Here is a 20,112-nt window from a genome sequence, read left to right as displayed (position 1 = left end):
CCACGCCGAGTTCATCTCTTGTGCTGGGCAACGTCGGTATGGCATGGCACGATCGAATACGTGACCAGCAGACCTGCCGCAGATCCGCACCTGCAGGACCTCGCGCGACTACGACGTGTGCGAGACCGTATCGACCGGGAGTACGCGCGGCCTCTGGACGTGGAGGCGCTCGCGCGGGGAGTGAACATGTCTGCGGGGCATCTCAGTCGCCAATTCCGTCAGGCATACGGAGAACCGCCGTACGCCTACCTGATGACCAGGCGAATCGAGCGAGCGATGGCGTTACTGCGGCGCGGAGACCTCAGTGTCACGGACGTCTGCTTCGAGGTCGGTTGCAGCTCTCTCGGCACTTTCAGCAGCAAGTTCACCGAATTGGTGGGGGTTCCGCCCAGTGTCTATCGGCGCGAGGCCGAGCAGTCGACGGCAGGAATGCCGTCCTGCGTGTCCAAACAAGTCACCAGACCGATCAGGAATCGAGAAGCGCAGACCGCGCAGCCGCAATTAACGTGATCGCCATGGACATCACCATTCACTCGAGTTTCCTTCCGCAGGACGACCCTGAAGCCGCCCTGAACTTCTATCGCGACACGCTCGGCTTCGAGGTTCGCAACGACGTCGGCTACGACGGGATGCGTTGGATCACGGTGGGGCCGCCCGGCCAGCCCGGCACCTCCATCGTGCTGCATCCGCCGGCCGTCGATCCCGGAATCACCGACGAGGAGCGCCGCACCATCATCGAGATGATGGCCAAGGGCACCTACGGCGGACTTCTCCTGGCCACCAAAGATCTGGACGACACGTTCGAGCGGCTTCAGGCCGGCGACATCGACGTCGTCCAGGAACCGACCGAGCAGCCGTACGGCGTTCGCGATTGCGCCGTCCGGGACCCAGCGGGAAACCTGATCCGTATTCAAGAACTGCGCTGAGCCCGTCAACTGCGCTGAGACCGTCGGCGATCGACTGACAGATGGAGACACGATGACTGCCTTGCACACCGCAGACAGCCACGATTTGATCCGCGTGCAAGGCGCGCGGGTGAACAACCTCGAAGACATCAGTGTCGAGATCCCGAAGCGGAGGCTGACGGTATTCACCGGCGTCTCCGGTTCGGGGAAGAGTTCGCTGGTGTTCAGTACGATCGCCGCGGAATCGCAGCGGATGATCAACGAGACCTACAGCGCTTTCGTTCAAGGATTCATGCCGACGCTCGCGCGGCCGGACGTCGATGTTCTCGACGGCCTGACCACCGCGATCATCGTCGATCAGCAGCGGATGGGAGTCGACCCGCGCTCGACCGTCGGAACCGCCACCGACGCCAACGCGATGCTCCGCATCCTGTTCAGCCGTCTCGGAAAGCCTCACATCGGTTCGCCCCAGGCGTTTTCGTTCAACGTGGCCTCGATCTCCGGAGCAGGCGCGGTCACGATGGAACGCGGCGGACGTCAGACGAAAGAGCGTCGCAGCTTCAAGATCACCGGCGGCATGTGTCCGCGGTGTGAGGGACGAGGGGCGGTCAACGATTTCGATCTGACCGCGTTGTACGACGACACCAAGTCGCTCAACGAGAGTGCGATCACGGTGCCCGGTTACAGCATGGAGGGTTGGTACGGCCGGATCTATCGCGGCTGCGGCTTCTTCGATCCCGACAAGCCGATCAAGAAGTACACCAAGAAGGAACTGAACGATCTGCTCTACAAAGAGCCGACCAAGATCAAGGTCGAAGGCATCAACCTGACGTACACGGGTCTGATTCCGCAGATTCAGAAGTCGTTCCTGGCCAAGGACGTCGACGCGATGCAGCCCCACATCCGGGCTTTCGTCGAGCGGGCGATCACGTTCACCACCTGCCCCGAATGCGACGGGACGCGACTGAGCGAGGGGGCGCGGTCGTCGAAGATCAAGGGCGTCAACATCGCCGACGCCTGCTCGATGCAGATCAGCGATCTCGCGGAATGGGTCAGCGGACTGAAGGAACCGTCGGTCGCGCCGTTGCTCACGACGCTCGGTGAAACGCTCGACTCGTTCGTGGAGATCGGACTCGGCTACCTCAGTCTCGATCGGCCGTCGGGAACCCTCTCCGGCGGTGAAGCTCAGCGCACCAAGATGATTCGTCACCTGGGTTCCTCGCTCACCGACATCACGTATGTTTTCGACGAGCCCACCACCGGCCTGCATCCGCACGACATCGCGAGGATGAACGACCTACTGCTGCGCCTGCGGGACAAGGGCAACACCGTGCTCGTGGTCGAGCACAAGCCGGAGACGATCGTGATCGCCGATCACATCGTCGACCTCGGTCCGGGTGCGGGTAGCGCCGGCGGAAACGTCTGCTTCGAGGGCACCGTCGACGGTTTGCGTGCCAGCGACACCGTAACCGGCCGTCACTTCGACGACCGGGCCGCAATCAAAGAGACCGTGCGGGAGTCCACCGGAGCAATCGAGATTCGTGGAGCGAACTCACACAACCTGCAGGACGTCGACGTCGACGTACCGCTCGGCGTCCTGGTCGTGGTCACCGGTGTCGCCGGGTCGGGCAAGAGTTCGCTGATCCACGGCTCGCTCGCGAAACGCGAAGACGTGGTGTCGGTCGATCAGAGCGCGATCCGCGGCTCGCGTCGGAGCAACCCGGCGACGTACACGGGGCTGCTCGACCCGATTCGCAAGGCATTCGCCAAGGCCAACGGCGTGAAGCCGGCGCTCTTCAGTGCCAACTCCGAGGGCGCCTGCCCGACGTGCAACGGCAACGGCGTCATCTACAGCGACCTGGCGATGATGGCCGGCGTTGCCACTCTCTGCGAGGAGTGCGAGGGCAAGCGCTTCCAAGCCGAGGTACTCGAATACAAATTCGGTGGCAAGGACATCAACGAGGTTCTCACGATGTCGGTGGCCGAGGCCGAGGAGTTCTTCGGCGACGGTGAGGCCAAGACCCTCGCTGCGCACAAGATCCTCGTCCGACTGGTCGACGTGGGGCTCGGATACCTCACGATCGGCCAGCCGTTGACGACGCTGTCGGGCGGTGAGCGTCAGCGCATCAAGCTGGCAACCCACCTGGGTGAGAAGGGCGGCGTGTACGTCCTCGACGAGCCGACCACCGGACTGCACCTGGCCGACGTCGAGCAGTTGCTCGGCCTGCTCGATCGACTGGTCGATTCCGGCAAGTCAGTCATCGTGATCGAGCACCACCAAGCGGTGATGGCACACGCAGACTGGATCATCGACCTCGGCCCTGGTGCGGGTCACGACGGCGGTCGGATCGTCTTCGAGGGCACTCCCGAGGAGCTCGTCGCCGACGGCTCCACCCTCACCGGAAAGCACCTCGCGGCATACGTCGGCAGCTGACCGGGCTCCTACCTCAGGCGTCGATACCCAGGTTGATGACGGCGAGGTAGGACCCGTCCGACTGCTTTTCGACGGTCATGAGGCCGGTGTCGTCGTAGATGCCGTCACTGGCGTTGTTCGTGTTGTTCTCACGACCGGTGTGCTCGCTGTACGGGGACTGCGAGTACACCTCGTCGAGAAGGGTCTCGTCGAAGAAGGTCTGCGACGTGAGGACCGTCTTCTTGTCGATGTGAACCTTGACGTGGATGTGGGTGGTGCGGCCCATGTACCAGCCGGGGAAGATCGTGGTGAACTGTGCGATGCCGTTTGCATCGGTGGTCTGCGCCCCGCGCAGATAGGTACCGTCGTCGGTGGTGGTGGCTTCGGTGTCGCCGACGCTGTACGAACCGTCGGAGGTCTCACCGGACCCTCCCATGCCGCCGCCCATTCCGCCGGGGGCGCCTGACGGTGGTTCGCCCATTCCGCCTCCGGGTGCACCTGACGGAGGTTCACCCATCCCGCCGGCCGGGGGAGTTCCGCCACCGCCGCCGCCGTTGGCGCTCAGCGAACCGGATTCGAAGCCGGAGTACACGCCGCCGGCGTCGCAGTGCCAGATCTCGACGACGGCGTTACTGACCGCGCCGATGCTGCCGTCGACGTTGCACTGGCTGTTGTCCTGCACGCGCATCGCAACCTGCAGCGTGGTGCCCGGACGGTCCTCGCGGATGTCGCCGCGAATGGAGTCGACGTCGAACCAGTAGGGACCCTGCGTCTCTTCCTTGCTCATGACACACTGCGGTGCTTTGGCCAGAAGTGCGGTGACAGCGTCGCCGGACGTGGCCGCGGCGGAAGTGCCGGAAGTGTTTGTCGTCGACGCAGCCGCAGCCGAAGTCGTCGTGGCGGTGCCACTGTTGCCGGAGCACGCTGCGATGAGCCCGCCGAGACTGATGGTTCCGCCGAGGGCGAGAGCCCGCCGACGGCTCACGCGCAGCCTGCTCGCTTCGATGTCTTTGTTCACGCCGCTGTACCTCCATTGTGTGGGCTGTTGTCTCAATGGTGGACGGGCGACCTGGTGCGGAACTGGTTATCCGCTGTGAACTTGCTGGGAGAGCATCTGGATGCTCGAGGTGGCCCGTACGTAGACCTGTCCGCCGGCGTCGACGATGCGCGTTTCGATCAGCGCGAGCCTGCGCCCGGCACGAATCACGGAGGCCTCGGCGCGCAAGACCGGCCCGCCGATGTCGGGTGAGCGCAGGAAGTCGATCTTGTGGTCGAGGACGCGATAGTCCTGGTCGACGCTGGTCAGGGTCTGGGCAGACAGGCCAGTGATGGCGTCGACTGCCGAGATGAGGACACCGCCCTGAACGGCGCCCAACGGGTTGGCCATCCAGGCCACGGGTGCGAACTCACCGACGACGGAACCCGGGGTCACGTCGACGACAGCAAGATCGAGGAGACCGGCGAGTGGACCGCGTTCGAGTTTGCCGTCGCGGATTCCTTCGACGACGTCGGACCCGGACAACCCGCTCAGGTCGCTTGTCTTCTCCGGCGTCGGGACGGGCAGCGGCTCGCCCTCCACGTAGTCGTCGATTCCCACGACGGGGGGACGCGAGACCACCATGGCGCGACCGGCCATCACTGCCAGAAGGGTGCCGTTCTCGTCGCGAAGTTGCCCGGATGCGAGTCCGACGCCGTCGTCGAGATGCACGAGTGTTCCGGTGGCACCGACGTCCGCGACGTCGGGGATGTCGGCGCCCGCACTGACCGTGACCTGCGCGAGCACGGACTGATGGCCCGAGGTCAGTCCCGAGTACACCGCGCCACCCATGGCACCGTCGATCATGACTCCGATGGAACCGAGCACGGTCTTGCCACGGTGATCGTGGAATCGCTCGCCGACGGCCTGCGCGAAGGCCAGGTCCCCGGGCTCGACCGAAACGGCGCGCACACCCATCAATGTGTTGAGTGGGTCAAGCTTCTTGACGGGCGCGGCGGAGTTGTCGATGCTCATCCGTCGAGTATCTCCAGCGCGCCGAGTCCTGCCGAGACCGGGTCTCAACCACCGATACGTGAATGCATCTCCCAGACGAGGACTTCGGCCCCGGCGTCGGAGGTCAGCTGCTGGCCACCCGAATCGCTCAACCGGACAGCATCGCCCTCGTACAGTGTGCCGACGCCCTCCATCTCGGCAGTGCCCTGCGCGACGAAGACGTGCAGGAACCGTGCGCCCGGAAGATTCACGGAGGTGCCCGGCAGAATGCGTGCGACATGCATGGCGGCGTTCTTGTTGTTGATGCGAATCGCCGAATGATCCTTGTAGCGCTCCATCCCGGAGGCAACCGGGATCAGACCGCCGCGCAGCAGTTCGTCGTCGATCTCGAGCTGTTCGTAACCGGGGGTCAGTCCACCTTCGTCCGGTACCACCCACATCTGAATGAAATGCACGGGGTCGGAATGCTGTTCGCCGCCGATACGCCACGAATCGTTCTTCTCACTGTGCATGATTCCGGTACCGGCGCTCATGCGCTGGGCGAGTCCCGGATAGATGACGCCGGTGTGGCCGATGGAATCCTGGTGCACGAGCGAACCGCGAAGCACCCAGGTCACGATTTCCATGTCCTTGTGCGGATGGGTGTCGAAACCGGTTCCCGCCAGTACGGTGTCGTCGTTGTTGACGAGCAGCAATCCGTGATGAGTGTTGTCCGGATCGTAGTGCTGTCCGAACGAGAACGAATGTTTCGAATCCAGCCAGGAGACGCGGGATTTCAAGCGATCGCCGGAGCGGTGCACATCGATGTGCGGTGTCGTCCGTGGGGCCTGTGCTCGACCAGATGCCATGGCTCCTCCTTCTGTACCACCGGGATCCACCACAATCGGGATCCGCCACTACCGGCATCCACCCTACGACGAACCTGCTGTGTAGTCCGAACATTGGGCGTACTCGGTGGTGTCGTCAGTTCGTCGACGCGTGCATCTCCCACACGAGTATCTCCGCATCGCCGATTCCCTCGACTCGTTGACCGCCAGTATCCTTGAGTCGCAACGAATCTCCCGGACCGAGCAATCCGACTCCCTCGACGTCGACAGTGCCACCGGCGATGAAGCCGTGCACGTACGGCGCATCCGGGAGAGATACCGACCCACCGGTCTCGAGGCGAGCAACATGCAGTGCCGCATGTTTGTTGTGCAAGCTGATCGCGCTGTGGTCGCGATGCGCGGGCATCCCCGACGCCAGGGTGATCAGGCCACCGCCGTCGAGTTCGGAGTTGATGTCGAGTTCCTGATAGCTCGGAGTCACTCCGGATTCGTCCGGGGGTATCCACATCTGGACGAGGTGAACGGGCTCGGTGACACGCGAGCCGTCGGCCCGGAAGCGATCGTTGCGCTCGGAGTGCAGGATTCCGGTACCCGCGCTCATTCTCTGCGCGAGTCCGCGATGGATGACCCCGGAGTGCCCAGCGGAATCCTGGTGAACCAGAGATCCGCTGAGCACCCACGTCACGATCTCGGTGTCGCGGTGCTGATGAGTGTCGAAACCGTAGTCGGCTTCGATGATGTCGTCGTTGTTCACCAACAGAAGTCCATGCGCGTACGCGGCGTGATCGAAGTTTCCGGCGAAGGGGAAACTGTGACGCGCCGTGAGCCAGCCGTAGTTGAGATGCGCGCGTTCGTCAGCTCGCTGGACGACTACCGACGACATGTCAGCTCAGCGTCTCGTGTGCCGCCGGGATGGATCCCAGGCGTCCGGCCTGGAAGTCCTCGAAGGCCTGCATGACCTCGGACTTGGTGTTCATGACGAACGGCCCGGCCATCGCGATGGGCTCACGAATCGGTTTGCCGCCGAGGATGAATACCTCGAGAGATTCGGTCCGTGAATCCTGGCGATCGGAGGCGGCGACGGTGATGGAGTCACCGCGTCCGAAGACAGCTGTCTGTCCGACACGAATGGGCCGACGCTCTGCCCCGACCGTGCCTTCGCCGGCGAGCACGTAGACGATCGCGTTGAACTCGGGGTTCCACGGAAGCGTCAGGCTCGCACCCGGGGCCACAGTCGTGTGGGAGAGCGCGATCGGTGTGTACGTCGAACCAGGTCCGGCGTGGCCGGCGATGTCTCCGGCGATGACGCGTACCAAGGCTCCGCCGTCCGGCGAGGAAAGCAGGGCCACCTTGTTACCGGTGATGTCCTGGTACCGCGGAGATGCCATCTTGTTGTCGCGAGGCAGGTTGACCCACAGTTGGACGCCGTGGAAAAGGCCGCCGCTGAGGACGAGGTGCTCCGGCGGAGTTTCGATGTGGAGGATGCCGCCACCCGCGGTCATCCACTGGGTGTCGCCGCCGCCGATAATGCCACCGCCACCATTGGAGTCCTGGTGCTCCATGATGCCGTCGATCATGTAGGTCACGGTTTCGAAGCCGCGGTGCGGGTGCCACGGTGTGCCCTTGGGTTCTCCGGGTGCGTAGTTGACTTCGCCCATCTGGTCCATGTGGATGAAGGGATCGAGGGCGGAGAGGTCGATGCCGGCGAAGGCGCGGTGAACGGGAAAGCCTTCACCTTCGTATCCGACCGGTGCGGTGGTGATGCTCTTGACAGGGCGGTCGACTGCTGACTCTGCCGGCTCGTCGAGACGGGGCAGGGCCAAGATGTTCTCGACTGTCACAGCAGGCATGTCGTACTCCTTGTATCCGTGAAGCTGATGTCAGGTAGTTGATTGTTCAACTATCTCATTCGGAGTCAACAAAGTCGAGCCCCGGGTATTCCCGGGGCTCGACTGGTGTTCGGATCAGCGCAACATGCTGCCGAGGGTTTTTGCCGCTGCCATGACCTCGGCGCCCAGCGCTGCTTGGTCCTCGGAGTCGAAGACGGAAATTCCGAGGCTGGAGATGGCGTCGCGGCGTCGGCCGGGGATCACCGCCGAGATTCCCAGGACCGACGGGATGACCTCGCCGACGGTCACTGCGTAGCCGCGTGCGCGTGCCGCCGTCACTTCCTCTCGTTCCCCGCTCGTCGGCGGGAGTGAGGCAAGGATGGAGAGCCCGGCGGAGCCGCGGTCGATCGGATCGACCTGCCCTGGATGAAACGCGACGTGAACCTTGGCGCTGCGCGGTTCGACCACCATCAGCGCGCGCACTTCGGTATCGCTCTCGCGGACCACCAGGTGCGCTGTCGCCTCGGTGGCCTCGGCAAGTTCTTGAAGTATCGGGCGAGCGAGAGTGCGCAAATCCTGTTCCACCGGTTCGGCGAGGGTGACCAGGCCGGCGCCGAGAGTGACGCGCTTGAAGGAGTCCTTGCGGCACAGGTGATGAGCCTCGAGCGTGCGGATCAACCGATGTGCGACGGTTCGGTGGACTCCCACTCCGTCGGCGATGTCGGTGACCGACAAGCCGTGCGGATAGGACGTCAGGAGTTCCAGGATCTCGAGTCCGTGGTGCAGCGTTTTCGACATGCTGGAGTCCACTTGAACTGCACTTTTGCGCGGTCGGTGTTCCTCGCTCAGCTCTGACATCAAATCCCTTTCTTGACGTTTGTGAGGTATGCCACCTACGCTTTGAATATATCGCACAGTGTGTGCGATTATCGCACACTTTACGGAGCTGCACAACCTTCGGGTGGATGCAGCACAGCGTGTTCGGAGAGAACCTTCATGAGCAACTACAGCGTCGTGGCAACGGAGGATGTTGCCGCAATTCACCAGCTGTACGGCCACCAGAGTCATTGCATAGACTCTGGGCGCCAGCAGGATTGGGCGCAGACATTCACCGATGGCGGTGAGTTTCATTCCCCCAGTTATCCGGAACCTGTGGTCGGTTTCGACGACCTTGCGGCTTTTGCTGCTCGCTTCTTCGCTGCGGCGGAAGCTGCCGACGAGGTGCATCGCCACGTTCTGACCAATCTCGTCGTCGAGGCGGTGGACGAGAGTGCTCTCACAGTGCACGGGTACCTGCAGATCGTTGCCACCGCTCGCGGCGGAGACTCGCGACTGGTGCGGTTGACAACTGTCACAGATCACGTGGTTCGGGTCGGTGAGGGGTGGAAGATCGCCCGCCGCACCGTCTCCCGCGACGACGCGCCCCGAGCGTCCGAACAAGCTTGAAGTACCGAAATGTTTCTTGCACAACAATATTCAGTAGGAGAAGTACATCATGACCGAAAGCTCTGACCAGACGAACCCGGGCCGTACCGTTGTGACGCAGATGTCGGCGGTGTACCCGGAGTTGGCAGGCAAGGTCGCAGTGGTGACCGGCGCGGCTCAGGGTATGGGTGCGACGTTCGCCGAAGGACTGGCAACGCGCGGCGTACATGTCGTCGGCGCCGACATCAACGAAGAGCAGATGCTCGCCACGGCCGCACGAATCAACACGGACCTCGAATCGAATGCACTGGCGGACAAGCCGGGTCGCGTCGTCGGAGCTCGGGTCGACGTCACCAAGCCCGACGAGCATGAATTGCTTGCGCAGTTGGCGTTGAAGGAGTTCGGCCGGGTTGATTTCTGGATCAACAATGCGGGTATCTTCCCGTTTGCGCTGGCCGAGGAGATCACCCCGGAGCAGATCGGCGCAACGCTGAGTGTCAATGTCGAGGGAGTGCTCTACGGTGCTCAGGCGGCGGCACGTCACCTCGGTCCCGGCGGCGCCATCGTCAACATGTCTTCGGTGTCTGCGCTGCGTGTGCGGAAGGGGAGAGGCGCATACTGCACGTCGAAAGCTGCCGTTGCGCACCTCACGGAGTCTCTCGCAGTGGAGTTCGGCGACAAGGGTATTCGGGTCAACTCCATTGCACCCGGCTACATCGACACGGCGATGACGAAGTGGGTCCAGGAAGATCCGATCGCGCTCGCGAACGCACTCGACGCGGTACCACTGCATCGTCTGGGCTCGCCCGAAGAGGTCTTCGGCCCGCTGCTGTTCCTGCTCTCGGACAGCGCGCGTTACGTCACCGGGCACAGCATTGCGGTGGACGGTGGTTCGCGGCATGTCTGAGTCCACGACATATCCCGGCGTCGTTCTCGTTACCGGCGGTGCTGCCGGGATGGGGGCGCATCACGCGCGCACTCTCGCCGCGCGCGGTTCGCATGTCTGCATTGCCGATGTTTCGGATTCATCCGGCGTGGTCGACGACATCGTCGCCGCAGGCGGATCGGCGTCCGCTCATATTCTCGACGTCACCGATGTCGATGCCTGGGACCGGGTTGTCGACGAAATTCGCACCACCCGTGGGGAACTCGGCGGACTGGTCAACAACGCCGGCATCTCGCGTCGGCTCGAATTCATGGACACCCCGAACGACATCTGGGAACTGACCATGAAGATCAACCTCTTCGGCCCGTTCTACGGTATGAAGGCGGTGGCGCCGCTGATGCGCGAGAGTGGTGGCGGATCGATCGTCAACATCTCGTCCATCGCCGGTCAGATCGGATACTTCTCTCCGGCTTACTCGTCGAGCAAGTGGGGTCTGACCGGTCTGTCGAAGTCGGCCGCAGGTAACTTCGCGCAGTGGGGGATTCGCGTCAACTCGGTGCACCCGGGACTGGTCGGTACGGCGCTGCTCGGCGGCGCGAACGACTTCGTCGCCGCGTCACTGAAGTCGGTTCCCTTCGGACGCATGGGAACTCTCGACGAGATCACCGAAGCAGTGCTGTTCCTGCTCTCGAACAGTTCGACCTACACCACCGGTACGGAACTCACTGTCGACGGCGGGTTGGTGTCGAACGGTCTTTACCACCGCATCATCGCGGAGACTGGAGAACTTTCATGACCGAGCACTGGGACGTCGTTGTCATCGGTGGCGGCGGAGCAGGTCTCGCCGCTGCGGTGTCGGCAGCTGAAGAAGGCGCATCCGTTCTGCTGTTCGAATCCGAAACCGAACTCGGTGGATCCACCGCGCTGTCGGCCGGCATCTTCACGGCCGCCGGAACGAGCGTGCAGGCCGGCCTCGGAGTCGACGACTCGGCAGAGAAGTTCTTCCAGCACTACATGGACCTCAACCAGTGGATGCTCTCACCCGGATTGATTCGTGCATTCTGCGAAAACGCCGGTCCGACACTGGAATGGCTCATCGGACTCGGCGTCGAGATTCCGGCGGCGATCTCAGGTAACGCTCACCAGCCGGGACTCGCCCAAGCCGGCGTCGAGGACGTCTGGCGCGGCCACGTGCCCAAGGATCAGGGATACGGACTGATTCAGGTGCTGGACAAGGCTCGTCGTAAGCACGGGATCGAGGTCATCTTCGGAACACGGGTGCAGAAGCTGATCGAGGAAGACGGTCGGGTTGTCGGCGTTGTCGCCGACGACATCGAGGTGCCTGCGGGCGCCGTCGTTGTTGCCTCCGGTGGATTCGCGCAAGATCCGGGTTTGGTGGAACGCCACTTCCCGGACGCGAACAAGGCCGGAGAGGCCTTGTTCGTCGTCGCAGCCGAGGGGAGCCGCGGAGACCATCTTCGTTTTGCCGAAGACCTCGGTGCTTCCCTGGCGGGCGACGGCTGGGGTCTGATGCTGCCCACCGTCTACTTCCAGCGATTCCACCACTGGCAGGCCGGCTTTCCGCCGAAGTCGCGGATCTACGTCAACCAGGACGGCCGTCGTTTCATGGACGAGGACAGCTCGTACGCGGTCTCGACCGGCATCATCGACCATCAGGGTGGATACGGTTGGATGATCTTCGACGAGAACGCTCGCGTGAATCTGGCTCCAGGATATGCGGATTGGAATCCCGAACGCATCGAGGAAGAAGTTGCCGCCGGTGGCACGATTCGTGCGGACACGATCGAAGACCTCGCAGTGGCTACGGGTGTTCCGGTTGCGACGTTGGCGCAAACCCTGCGTCGATGGAACGACCAACTGCCCAGCGGTCACGACGACGACTTCCTCCGCCATCGCACGTTGCGGAACAAGGGTGCCGTCGGCAATCCGGATCCTATTGCGACAGCTCCGTTCTATGCCGCGAAAATCCTTCCGGCAGAGCTCGTCTGTACGCATGCGGGAATGGAGATCAACACCGATGCGGCCGTGCTCGGCAGCACCGGAGTACCTATCGAGGGTCTGTACGCCGCAGGTGAGGCCGGCGCCGGAATCCTCGGACTGAGATACGTGGGCGGCGGCAATGCGGTTGCCAACGCTTTGACCATGGGCCGCGTAGCGGGACGTAATGCGGCGAATTACACCAGGACCAGCGCTGAGAGCGCACCGGTCCATTCCATCGCGCACTCCTGACGTCCGACGTCTGCGCGGCACCGAATCCAGTCAGTATCCAATCCAGGCAGGGAACAACATGTCAGAGAATGAGACCATGGCGAGAGCCGAATCCACCGAGGGCAGCAGCGTGGCAACCGAACGACAGTCGACGACGAAGGTAATTCGCGCGGCCATCGTCGGTACCGTCGTCGAGTACTACGACTTCGGTATCTACGGATACATGGCCACGACGATCGCCGCGCTGTTCTTCGTTTCCCATGACCCGAACGCAGCGCTGCTCGGTACCTTTGCAGCATTCGCCGTGGCCTTCTTCCTACGCGTGCCCGGCGGCATCTTCTTCGGCCACATCGGCGACAAGTACGGCCGCAAGAACGCGCTGTCCTGGACCATCCTCCTGATGGTTCTCGCGACAGCCGGAATGGGCCTGCTGCCGACTTACGCCACGTTGGGTGTGTGGGCGACGTCCATCCTGGTTCTGGCTCGTTGCCTGCAGGGCTTCGCGGCCGGCGGTGAACTCGGCGGCGCCAACGCGTTCGTCTCCGAGTCCGCTCCCAAACGGTGGCGTGCGACGCAGACCTCGATGGTCAATACCGGCACCTACCTGGGTTCGCTGGCAGCTTCGCTCATGGCCCTCGGCCTGACGTCGGTGTTCTCGCAAGAGCAGATCCTCGAATGGGCTTGGCGTATCCCGTTCCTGCTCAGCCTGCTGATCGGTGGCATCGGTATCTGGATCCGCAGCCAGATGGAAGACACTCCTCAGTTCGAAGAACTGCAGGACAAGGGTGAGACCAAGAAGCTTCCCATCCGTGAGTTGCTCAGCACCTCCGGTGGCAGCGTCGTCAAGATCATCCTGCTGGGCGCACTCATCACCGGCGGTTACTACATCGCCTCGGTGTATGCCGCGACGTACCTGCAGACCACCGGCGGTCATTCGTCGCGCGTTGCTTTCCTTTCCACTTCTCTTGCACTGGTTCTCGGCGTCATCACGTTGCCGATCTCGGGATACATGGCAGACAAGTACGGGCGTCGGCCGGTGCTGTTCGCCGGTAGTGCCGCCGCAGTGGTTCTCGGAATCCCGATGTTCATGATGATGGCCGGTTCTGGCATCTGGCAGGCGGTTGTCGGTCAGTCAGTGCTCTTCATCTGCGTTTCCGTTGTCAACGGTGCTTCGTACGTGACCTATGTCGAAATGCTGAAAGCATCTGTGCGGTACAGCGGTCTGGCATTGGGTAACAACGTCACCAACATGTTCCTCGGTGGCACCGCGCCTTTCATCGCCACCTATCTCATCAGCTTGACCGGTAACTCTCTCGCTCCGGCTGGATACTTCGTCTTCTGTGCGGTGATCACCCTCGTCACGGTCTTCTTCATCAAGGAGACCAAGGGTGTTGAACTGCAGGTTGATTGATCATCGGGTAGAACAGGAGCCTGACCGTGTCCCTCGCTGACAAGCAAGAAATCACCGAAGTTCTGTATCGCTACGCTCGGGCCGTCGATCGGAAGGATTTCGACAGCGTGGCCCTCTGCTACTTCGACGACGCGATAGACAACCACGGCGGTTACATCGGAACCGTCGACGGGCTGATCGAAGACATGAAGCTCAGACATAAGACGATCGACTCGTCGATTCACTGCATTTCCAACATACTGATCGACGTCAACGGCGATGTCGCTCAGTGCGAGTCGTACTGTTTGTGCTTTCTGCGGCAAGAGCGTTCCGGTACGGATACGGTGCAGACGCTTGCGACGATCAAATGCCGTTACGTCGACAGGTTCGAAAGGCGCCACGGTGAATGGCGAATCGCCGATCGGATTGTCGTGTTCGACGAATCCCGTGAAGACGTGATCGAGAACATCCTGTCCACGGACTGGGTGACGCAACGTCGATCCTTCGACGATCCGGTGTACACCAGGACGCCTTGACCAGTAGTGCAGACGAAGGCCTTCACACACATCGTGTGTGAAGGCCTTTCGCCTGTTCACTTCTCGTGTCAGCCCACTGCGCCTGGTGCGGCGACCTCGGTCAAACGGCCGTCCGAGAGCCTGAGCCAGCGTTCGACCTTGACCTCGGCCAGGAATCTCTCGTCGTGGCTGACCACCACGAACGCCCCCTGATATGCATTCAGGGCACTTTCGAGTTGAGCAACGCTCACCAAGTCGAGGTTGTTGGTCGGCTCGTCGAGAAGAAGCAGCTGCGGGGCCGGATCGGCGAAGAGAACGCACGCCAATGTAGCCCGCAGTCGTTCACCGCCCGAGAGTGCAGCGACGGGAAGATGAGCACCCGCACCCCGAAAGAGGAAGCGCGCCAGGATGTTCATGCGTTCCGGTGCCGGTAGGCCTGGAGCAGACAAGGCAAAGTTCTCTGCGACGGTGCGTGCGGGGTCGAGTAGGTCGAGCCTCTGCGACAGGTATGCCACTCGACCGTCGGCTCGCGTGATCTCACCGGAAGTCGGCGCCACATCCCCGTTGACGATGCGTAGCAACGTCGACTTTCCGACGCCGTTCGGCCCGGTCAACGCGATACGCTCCGGTCCTCGAATGGCCAGGTCGATTCCGGAGTCGGCGAAGATCGCATGATCACCGAACGCGAATTGCATTCGCTCACCGAGGAACACCGTCCGGCCGGCGGGTACATGTGTGCCAGGCAATTCGAGTGAAATCGTCTGGTCGTCTCGAAGAGCGCGGCCCGCTTTGTCGAGTCGTTCCTTCGCCGCGTCGACCCGGGCGAGGTGTGTCTCGTTGGCCTTGCCGGCCGACTCCTGAGCATTGCGCTTCATGGTCCCCGCAAAGATCTTGGGCAAGCCCGCGTTCCCGAGATTGCGGGCAGCGTTACTTGCGCGTCGCGAAGCACGTTCTCGGGCCTGCTGCAGTTCGCGCTTCTCGCGCTTGACCTCTTGCTCGGCGTTGCGGATGTTCTTCTCCGCCACTTCGCGAGCCGAGCGTGCCGCGGCTTCGTAGTCGGTGAAATTGCCACCGTAGAAGCTGATCTCGCCGCTGTGAAGTTCGGCGATGCGGTCCATGCGGTCGAGTAGGCCTCGATCGTGACTGACCACCAACAGACAACCACTCCAGTCGTCGAGAACGTCGTAAAGCCTGCGGCGCGCGTCCAGGTCGAGGTTGTTGGTGGGTTCGTCGAGGAGAAGGACATCGGGGCGTCGCAGGAGTTGCGCCGCCAGTCCGAGCGAGACGACCTGCCCGCCGCTCAGAGTGTCGAGGCGACGATCGAACGTCATGTCGCCCAAACCGAGTCGACCGAGTTGGGCTCGCGTTCGTTCCTCGATATCCCAGTCGGACCCGATTGTCGTGAAGTGTTCTTCTCGTGTGTCCCCGGATTCGACAGCGTCCAGCGCGTCAAGAATCGGGGCGATGCCCAAGACCTCGGCAATGGTCAGATCGCCCGTCAGTGGCAGGTCCTGCGGAAGGTATCCGAGAACGCCGTCGACGGACACACTGCCGGCGCGCGGCCGCAACTGGCCGGCGATCAATCTGAGCAGAGTGCTTTTCCCGACGCCGTTCTGGGCCACCAGCCCGGTTCGGCCGCCGGGCACGGTGAATGACAATTCGTCGAAGACCGGAGTGTCGTCCGGCCAGGCAAAAGACAGATTCGAGCAAACGATGTAGGTATCGGACATGAATAGACCTCAGGTGTTGTGCGGGCGCGGCAACGCTGCTCCGCGAAGAGTCGGGTAAGTGAACGACAACATGGCCACGACGGCAGCGCTCCGAGGCGTCTGCCGGTGGCCGTCATGCCCGGTTTTATCCGGAGATGTCGAGTTCACCAACCATGTCTGATCCTTTTTGGTCTGTGTTGTTTCATCCGACGATAACAGGAGCCGGTATCTACATACGAGCAATACCGGCGCAGAGAAGTTCGACCAGTCGTCGATACACCCGATCCGGGTCGGTGCCGGCCGGTTGTCCCTCTACCGATTCGAGGATGCAGAAGCCGTGCAGCGCACTGCGAAGAGACCACGCCGCCTGCTCCGAATCATCCGGGCTCAGACCGTATCCCGCGATCACCTTGTTGATGACGTCGACCACCTCGCCGACGGCGGAGACCAGATCGGGATGCGGTGCAGTGGGGTAGCGGTCGGTGATGGCGTAGAGCCCGGGGTGTACTCGGACGAACGCACGCCATGCGTCCGCGAGCGCCATGACGGCGTCGTCGCGCGAGAGACCGACCGCGGCGGCACGCAGTTGTTCGGCGAGAAGGTTGCGTGCGAGGAGGCTGAGTTGATGGTGGACGTCGTCGACCCCGTCGACGTGTTTGTACAGGGCTGACTGCCGGACGTCGAGGGTCTCGGCGAGTTGACTCAGTACCAGAGCGTCGGCGCCTTTGCTGTCGACGAGATCGGCTGCGGCAGCGATCACGCGTTCACGGGTAACCGGAGTTCTCATGCACGCATCTTCCCTGTATGACAGGCTTCGCGTCGGTGATACATTATCACCATGAGTGATGAAGTATCGCCACGCGAGCCGTCCGGCGATCAACTACGCCGTCGTGACCTGCGCGTAGTCGTCACCGGTGCATGCATCCTCGGGTTGACCTCGGTGCTCTACGAACTCTCAGGAGTGTCTCCGTCGACGGGTGCATTCTTTCGGTGTCTCTATGCGCTCATCCCTCTCGGCATGCTCGTGCTCGTTCAGCGTCGTCGGTCACCCCGGCCTTCGATCTCGGCGCCCTGGATCGTGAAGTCTCTACTTGCCGGCGCGTTCCTCGGAATCGATCTGGTGCTCTGGCACGAGTCGATTCATTCGATCGGGGCAGGTCTTTCGACTGTGATCCTGAATTTGCAGGTGCTGTTCGTCGCAATCCTCGGCTACGTTGTTCTGCGCCAACGGATCGGCCGGGAACTGGTCGCCAGCCTTCCGTTGCTCTTTGTCGGAGTTGCTCTGGTAGCCGGGGCGAGCACAACGCTCACCGGGTCGAATCCTGCTGTCGGAGTGTCGTTTGCCGTGATCGCCGCAGGCGCGTACGCGGTCTACATCTTCCTGATGGGTCTGGCTACTCGGGCGGCGGGCAGAACGGCGTTGCCGATGTTCGTCTCGACGGGAGCCACTGCCCTTACGGCAGGTGCATACGGCCTCGTGAGTGGAACTTTGGATCTGACCCCTTCACTCGTAGCTCAAGGCTGGCTTGTGCTGCTCGCGTTGGTATCTCAGGTGATCGGGTGGCTGCTGGTAGCCAGCGCCAGTCAGCGTCTGCCTGCCAGTGCAGTCGCCGCCAGCCTCGTGTTGCAATCGGCGTCAGCACTGTTGTTCGGCGCGGTGATGCTTGCGCAGACCCCAACTCTCGTCCAACTTGCGGGTGCCGGAATGATTTTGGCCGGAGTGGTTGTGGCGACGCGGATACCCGCGAAGAAATCCTCGACGACTGTTGTCGGAAAACGAATGGAGACAAGCGTATGACCACGGCGGCTGACCACATCTACATCAACGGCGACATCAGGGCCATGGACGGTGCGGTCGGCGATAACGCCACCGCTGTGGCAGTCAAGGACGGCAGATTTGTCGCCCTCGGAACTGACGCCGAGATCTCGGCGCTGACCGATTCCGAAACCTCCGTTGTCGATCTCGCCGGAGCGGTGGTTGTGCCGGGGTTCATCGAGACGCACCTTCATCCGATGATGTGGGGTTTGATGCTCAGTGGGGTCGACGCAACGACGAATACGTGCCCGACCATCGAGAAGTTGATCACGGCGTTGGCCGCGCGGGCCGCGATCACACCAGTTGGCGAGCCCATCGAAGCGTGGGGCTTCGACGACAGCCTCGTGGCGGAAGATCGAGGCCTGACCGTAGCTGATCTGGACAAAGCTTCCACCGAGCATCCGATCCTGGTGCGGCACTTGTCTACTCACGGGATCTATGTCAACTCGGTCGCACTGGAGAAGGCCGGAATCGATGCCACCACGGTCGATCCGGAAGGTGGTGTCATCGTTCGGGACAGCGACGGTGTACCCACCGGTGAACTGTGCGAGGTTCCGGCGATGTCTCTGGTTCACGGACTTGTTCCGGATATGAACCCGGACGCGTCCAAGATCGCGATGCTGCGGGCGCAGGAAGTCATGGCGTCGGTGGGCGTGACGAGTTTCCACGACATGTACGTCACGGCCGAGATGTACGAGGCGTACCGGCAACTCGACGCCGATGGTGACTTGAGGCTGCGTGCGCGCCTCTATCTCGGCCACGGGGTGCACGATCAGTTGGGTGAACTCGCCGATTCGACAGACCGAGTTCGTGTGGGCGGCGTCAAACTCATTTCGGACGGGTCGATTCAGTTGCACACCGCTGCGCTGACCGCGCCGTACCACGATCTGGGCGGATGCCACTGCGGCGGAATGGCAATCCCGGCAGGTGCGCTCGGGGCACTCGTCGAGGAACATCACGCCGCCGGCCGACAGGTTGCGATTCATACCAACGGTGATCAGGCCATCGATTTTGCATTGGACGCAATTGCAGCGGCACGGACGGCGCACCCGGACATCGAAGTCTCGCATCGCCTCGAGCACGTTCAGACGTTGCGGGAAGATCAGATCGCGCGGATGGTCGAACTCGGGGTGGTGGCGTCGATCTTCGTGAACCACGTCTACTACTGGGGTGACCGGCACCGCGATCGTTTTCTCGGACCGGGCCGCGGCGAGCGGATCAGCCCCGTGGCGTCGGTCGTGGCGGCGGGGCTTGCCTACGCGCTGCATTGCGACTGCCCTGTCACTCCAGTGAACCCGCTCTTCACGATGAACACCGCCGTACATCGTGTGACGCCAGAAGGTCATGTTCTGGGTGCGGAGCAGCGGGTTTCCGCGTCCGAGGCGCTGGCCGGCTACACAAGCGCAGCCGCTCGTCTCACCGGTGAGTCATCGGACAAAGGTCGGATAGCGGTGGGACTTTTGGCGGATTTTGTTGTGCTCGACGGAGATCCGCTGCGCAGCGAATCGACAGACTTGAATGAACTGTCGGTCCTGCGCACGGTTGTCGGAGGTGAGACCGTCTTCGGGGCGTAGATGCTCGTCGTTTTACCTTGGGGTTGGGTGCCGGTAGTCAACTCCTTACCGGCTTCGCAACTGTAGATGCACGTGGGCCGGGGAGCGAATTTGCTTCCCGGCCCACAGCTTTGGATGCAGAACGGGCAGTCGCGATTCGATGGTCGGACAAAGTTATTGGTGGAGTGCTGGTTTCGGAGCGCGCGAGAGTTTGTCCTGGCCGGCCGATCCGGCGGGGCGCAGCGATCGATGGCGCCCGTGTCCGTGGCGCTAGTGGACGAAATGCGGGGGTCTCGAAACGGCTCGATCCTTCTGTTTGCTCGAGGGTCGCTGTTCTCGGCGAGTTCGTTCGTGGATTCCCGGACATACCAAGAGTATCTAGAACTTGTTCTTGTTTGGATCGGAATGAATCGCCCGTTCGATCGCAGAACACTTTTTGGTAAATAGTTGCGATGCACAGCTAACTATTTCTAACGGTACTGGTCAGGGTGCAGAATTAGCCCTTGAGGGATGTCGAAATTCCTTCTGAACGTTTGACCAGTAAAACCGCCACAAAAGCTGATACGTGTGATAAAAATTGATCCGAAGCGGAGCGGTTGCTATGTATGAGCGAGGGCATGCACAG

Annotated in this window: 19 protein-coding genes; 11 read left to right on the top strand and 8 right to left on the bottom strand. The window is 62.2% G+C overall.

Features of this window, described 5'->3' with window-relative positions; genetic code table 11:
- Positions 1-60 precede the first annotated feature (60 nt).
- From AC1Q6C_RS04380 to AC1Q6C_RS04370, 3 genes are read left to right on the top strand one after another with little or no spacing between them, the layout of a single operon-like run.
- Positions 61-510, top strand: a complete 450-nt coding sequence (locus AC1Q6C_RS04380) for a helix-turn-helix transcriptional regulator (RefSeq protein ID WP_030535180.1) — start codon at positions 61-63, stop codon at positions 508-510.
- A gap of 5 nt (positions 511-515) precedes the next feature.
- Complete coding sequence (locus AC1Q6C_RS04375) at positions 516-926, top strand: VOC family protein (protein WP_003940539.1); 411 nt, start codon at positions 516-518, stop codon at positions 924-926.
- A gap of 52 nt (positions 927-978) precedes the next feature.
- Complete coding sequence (locus tag AC1Q6C_RS04370; protein WP_007731409.1) at positions 979-3,339, top strand: ATP-binding cassette domain-containing protein; 2,361 nt, start codon at positions 979-981, stop codon at positions 3,337-3,339.
- A 13-nt stretch (positions 3,340-3,352) separates the two neighbouring features.
- Here the strand turns inward: AC1Q6C_RS04370 and AC1Q6C_RS04365 are convergent, their stop codons facing one another.
- The 6 genes from AC1Q6C_RS04365 to AC1Q6C_RS04340 form a co-directional block, all read right to left on the bottom strand.
- A complete protein-coding gene (locus AC1Q6C_RS04365) occupies positions 3,353-4,336 on the bottom strand; it encodes a peptidase associated/transthyretin-like domain-containing protein (RefSeq protein ID WP_228401303.1) in 984 nt (327 codons plus the stop codon).
- Positions 4,337-4,402: 66 nt separating this feature from the next.
- Entirely contained in the window at positions 4,403-5,329 is a 927-nt protein-coding gene (locus AC1Q6C_RS04360; RefSeq protein WP_003940082.1) for a PaaI family thioesterase, read from the bottom strand.
- Positions 5,330-5,373: 44 nt separating this feature from the next.
- Positions 5,374-6,156, bottom strand: coding sequence for a pirin family protein (locus AC1Q6C_RS04355; RefSeq protein WP_003940511.1), 783 nt, complete (start codon positions 6,154-6,156; stop codon positions 5,374-5,376).
- 115 nt (positions 6,157-6,271) lie between these two features.
- On the bottom strand, positions 6,272-7,018 hold the full coding sequence (locus AC1Q6C_RS04350; protein ID WP_003939960.1) for a pirin family protein: 747 nt from the start codon (positions 7,016-7,018) through the stop codon (positions 6,272-6,274).
- Between the two features lies 1 nt (position 7,019).
- The gene (locus tag AC1Q6C_RS04345) at positions 7,020-7,985 is read right to left on the bottom strand and encodes a pirin family protein (RefSeq protein WP_007731415.1); all 966 of its coding nucleotides are present in this window, start codon (positions 7,983-7,985) and stop codon (positions 7,020-7,022) included.
- Between the two features lie 114 nt (positions 7,986-8,099).
- Positions 8,100-8,822, bottom strand: coding sequence for an IclR family transcriptional regulator (locus tag AC1Q6C_RS04340; protein WP_003939719.1), 723 nt, complete (start codon positions 8,820-8,822; stop codon positions 8,100-8,102).
- A 138-nt stretch (positions 8,823-8,960) separates the two neighbouring features.
- Between AC1Q6C_RS04340 and AC1Q6C_RS04335 the strand changes: the two genes are divergently transcribed.
- The 6 genes from AC1Q6C_RS04335 (at position 8,961) to AC1Q6C_RS04310 (ending at position 14,430) form a co-directional block, all read left to right on the top strand.
- Positions 8,961-9,410, top strand: a complete 450-nt coding sequence (locus AC1Q6C_RS04335; RefSeq protein WP_228401302.1) for a nuclear transport factor 2 family protein — start codon at positions 8,961-8,963, stop codon at positions 9,408-9,410.
- Between the two features lie 49 nt (positions 9,411-9,459).
- Positions 9,460-10,296, top strand: a complete 837-nt coding sequence (locus tag AC1Q6C_RS04330) for an SDR family NAD(P)-dependent oxidoreductase (RefSeq protein ID WP_007731420.1) — start codon at positions 9,460-9,462, stop codon at positions 10,294-10,296.
- Entirely contained in the window at positions 10,289-11,071 is a 783-nt protein-coding gene (locus AC1Q6C_RS04325) for an SDR family NAD(P)-dependent oxidoreductase (RefSeq protein WP_039973229.1), read from the top strand. Before AC1Q6C_RS04330 ends, AC1Q6C_RS04325 begins: the two co-directional genes overlap by 8 nt.
- Entirely contained in the window at positions 11,068-12,525 is a 1,458-nt protein-coding gene (locus tag AC1Q6C_RS04320) for an FAD-dependent oxidoreductase (RefSeq protein WP_003940616.1), read from the top strand. The genes AC1Q6C_RS04325 and AC1Q6C_RS04320 overlap by 4 nt, the downstream gene beginning before the upstream one ends.
- A gap of 76 nt (positions 12,526-12,601) precedes the next feature.
- Positions 12,602-13,915, top strand: a complete 1,314-nt coding sequence (locus tag AC1Q6C_RS04315; RefSeq protein WP_007731424.1) for an MFS transporter — start codon at positions 12,602-12,604, stop codon at positions 13,913-13,915.
- Between the two features lie 26 nt (positions 13,916-13,941).
- On the top strand, positions 13,942-14,430 hold the full coding sequence (locus AC1Q6C_RS04310) for a nuclear transport factor 2 family protein (RefSeq protein ID WP_030535188.1): 489 nt from the start codon (positions 13,942-13,944) through the stop codon (positions 14,428-14,430).
- A 68-nt stretch (positions 14,431-14,498) separates the two neighbouring features.
- Here the strand turns inward: AC1Q6C_RS04310 and AC1Q6C_RS04305 are convergent, their stop codons facing one another.
- Complete coding sequence (locus tag AC1Q6C_RS04305) at positions 14,499-16,139, bottom strand: ABC-F family ATP-binding cassette domain-containing protein (RefSeq protein WP_058226218.1); 1,641 nt, start codon at positions 16,137-16,139, stop codon at positions 14,499-14,501.
- A gap of 208 nt (positions 16,140-16,347) precedes the next feature.
- Positions 16,348-16,905, bottom strand: coding sequence for a TetR/AcrR family transcriptional regulator (locus AC1Q6C_RS04300; protein ID WP_003940110.1), 558 nt, complete (start codon positions 16,903-16,905; stop codon positions 16,348-16,350).
- Positions 16,906-16,956: 51 nt separating this feature from the next.
- On the opposite strand from AC1Q6C_RS04300, the gene AC1Q6C_RS04295 reads away from it, so the two are divergent.
- Both AC1Q6C_RS04295 and AC1Q6C_RS04290 read left to right on the top strand, forming a co-directional pair.
- Positions 16,957-17,916, top strand: a complete 960-nt coding sequence (locus tag AC1Q6C_RS04295) for a DMT family transporter (protein ID WP_228401301.1) — start codon at positions 16,957-16,959, stop codon at positions 17,914-17,916.
- Positions 17,913-19,508, top strand: coding sequence for an amidohydrolase (locus tag AC1Q6C_RS04290; RefSeq protein ID WP_492666398.1), 1,596 nt, complete (start codon positions 17,913-17,915; stop codon positions 19,506-19,508). The genes AC1Q6C_RS04295 and AC1Q6C_RS04290 overlap by 4 nt, the downstream gene beginning before the upstream one ends.
- Positions 19,509-20,112 lie beyond the last annotated feature (604 nt).

This window comes from Rhodococcus sp. MT28 (assembly GCF_058792695.1).
Note: the sequence above shows the minus strand (reverse complement) of the source record. Positions and strands in the feature narration are given on the sequence as shown.

Bases quoted from the DNA above. Each gene is read 5' to 3' on its own strand.
- AC1Q6C_RS04350 (WP_003939960.1), bottom strand. From the start codon at position 7,018: ATGTCGTCGGTAGTCGTCCAGCGAGCTGACGAACGCGCGCATCTCAAC.
- AC1Q6C_RS04295 (WP_228401301.1), top strand. From the start codon at position 16,957: ATGAGTGATGAAGTATCGCCACGCGAGCCGTCCGGCGATCAACTACGC.
- AC1Q6C_RS04355 (WP_003940511.1), bottom strand. From the start codon at position 6,156: ATGGCATCTGGTCGAGCACAGGCCCCACGGACGACACCGCACATCGAT.
- AC1Q6C_RS04315 (WP_007731424.1), top strand. From the start codon at position 12,602: ATGGCGAGAGCCGAATCCACCGAGGGCAGCAGCGTGGCAACCGAACGA.
- AC1Q6C_RS04290 (WP_492666398.1), top strand. From the start codon at position 17,913: ATGACCACGGCGGCTGACCACATCTACATCAACGGCGACATCAGGGCC.
- AC1Q6C_RS04330 (WP_007731420.1), top strand. From the start codon at position 9,460: ATGACCGAAAGCTCTGACCAGACGAACCCGGGCCGTACCGTTGTGACG.
- AC1Q6C_RS04345 (WP_007731415.1), bottom strand. From the start codon at position 7,985: ATGCCTGCTGTGACAGTCGAGAACATCTTGGCCCTGCCCCGTCTCGAC.
- AC1Q6C_RS04375 (WP_003940539.1), top strand. From the start codon at position 516: ATGGACATCACCATTCACTCGAGTTTCCTTCCGCAGGACGACCCTGAA.
- AC1Q6C_RS04340 (WP_003939719.1), bottom strand. From the start codon at position 8,822: ATGTCAGAGCTGAGCGAGGAACACCGACCGCGCAAAAGTGCAGTTCAA.
- AC1Q6C_RS04370 (WP_007731409.1), top strand. From the start codon at position 979: ATGACTGCCTTGCACACCGCAGACAGCCACGATTTGATCCGCGTGCAA.
- AC1Q6C_RS04335 (WP_228401302.1), top strand. From the start codon at position 8,961: ATGAGCAACTACAGCGTCGTGGCAACGGAGGATGTTGCCGCAATTCAC.
- AC1Q6C_RS04360 (WP_003940082.1), bottom strand. From the start codon at position 5,329: ATGAGCATCGACAACTCCGCCGCGCCCGTCAAGAAGCTTGACCCACTC.
- AC1Q6C_RS04325 (WP_039973229.1), top strand. From the start codon at position 10,289: ATGTCTGAGTCCACGACATATCCCGGCGTCGTTCTCGTTACCGGCGGT.
- AC1Q6C_RS04300 (WP_003940110.1), bottom strand. From the start codon at position 16,905: ATGAGAACTCCGGTTACCCGTGAACGCGTGATCGCTGCCGCAGCCGAT.
- AC1Q6C_RS04320 (WP_003940616.1), top strand. From the start codon at position 11,068: ATGACCGAGCACTGGGACGTCGTTGTCATCGGTGGCGGCGGAGCAGGT.
- AC1Q6C_RS04305 (WP_058226218.1), bottom strand. From the start codon at position 16,139: ATGTCCGATACCTACATCGTTTGCTCGAATCTGTCTTTTGCCTGGCCG.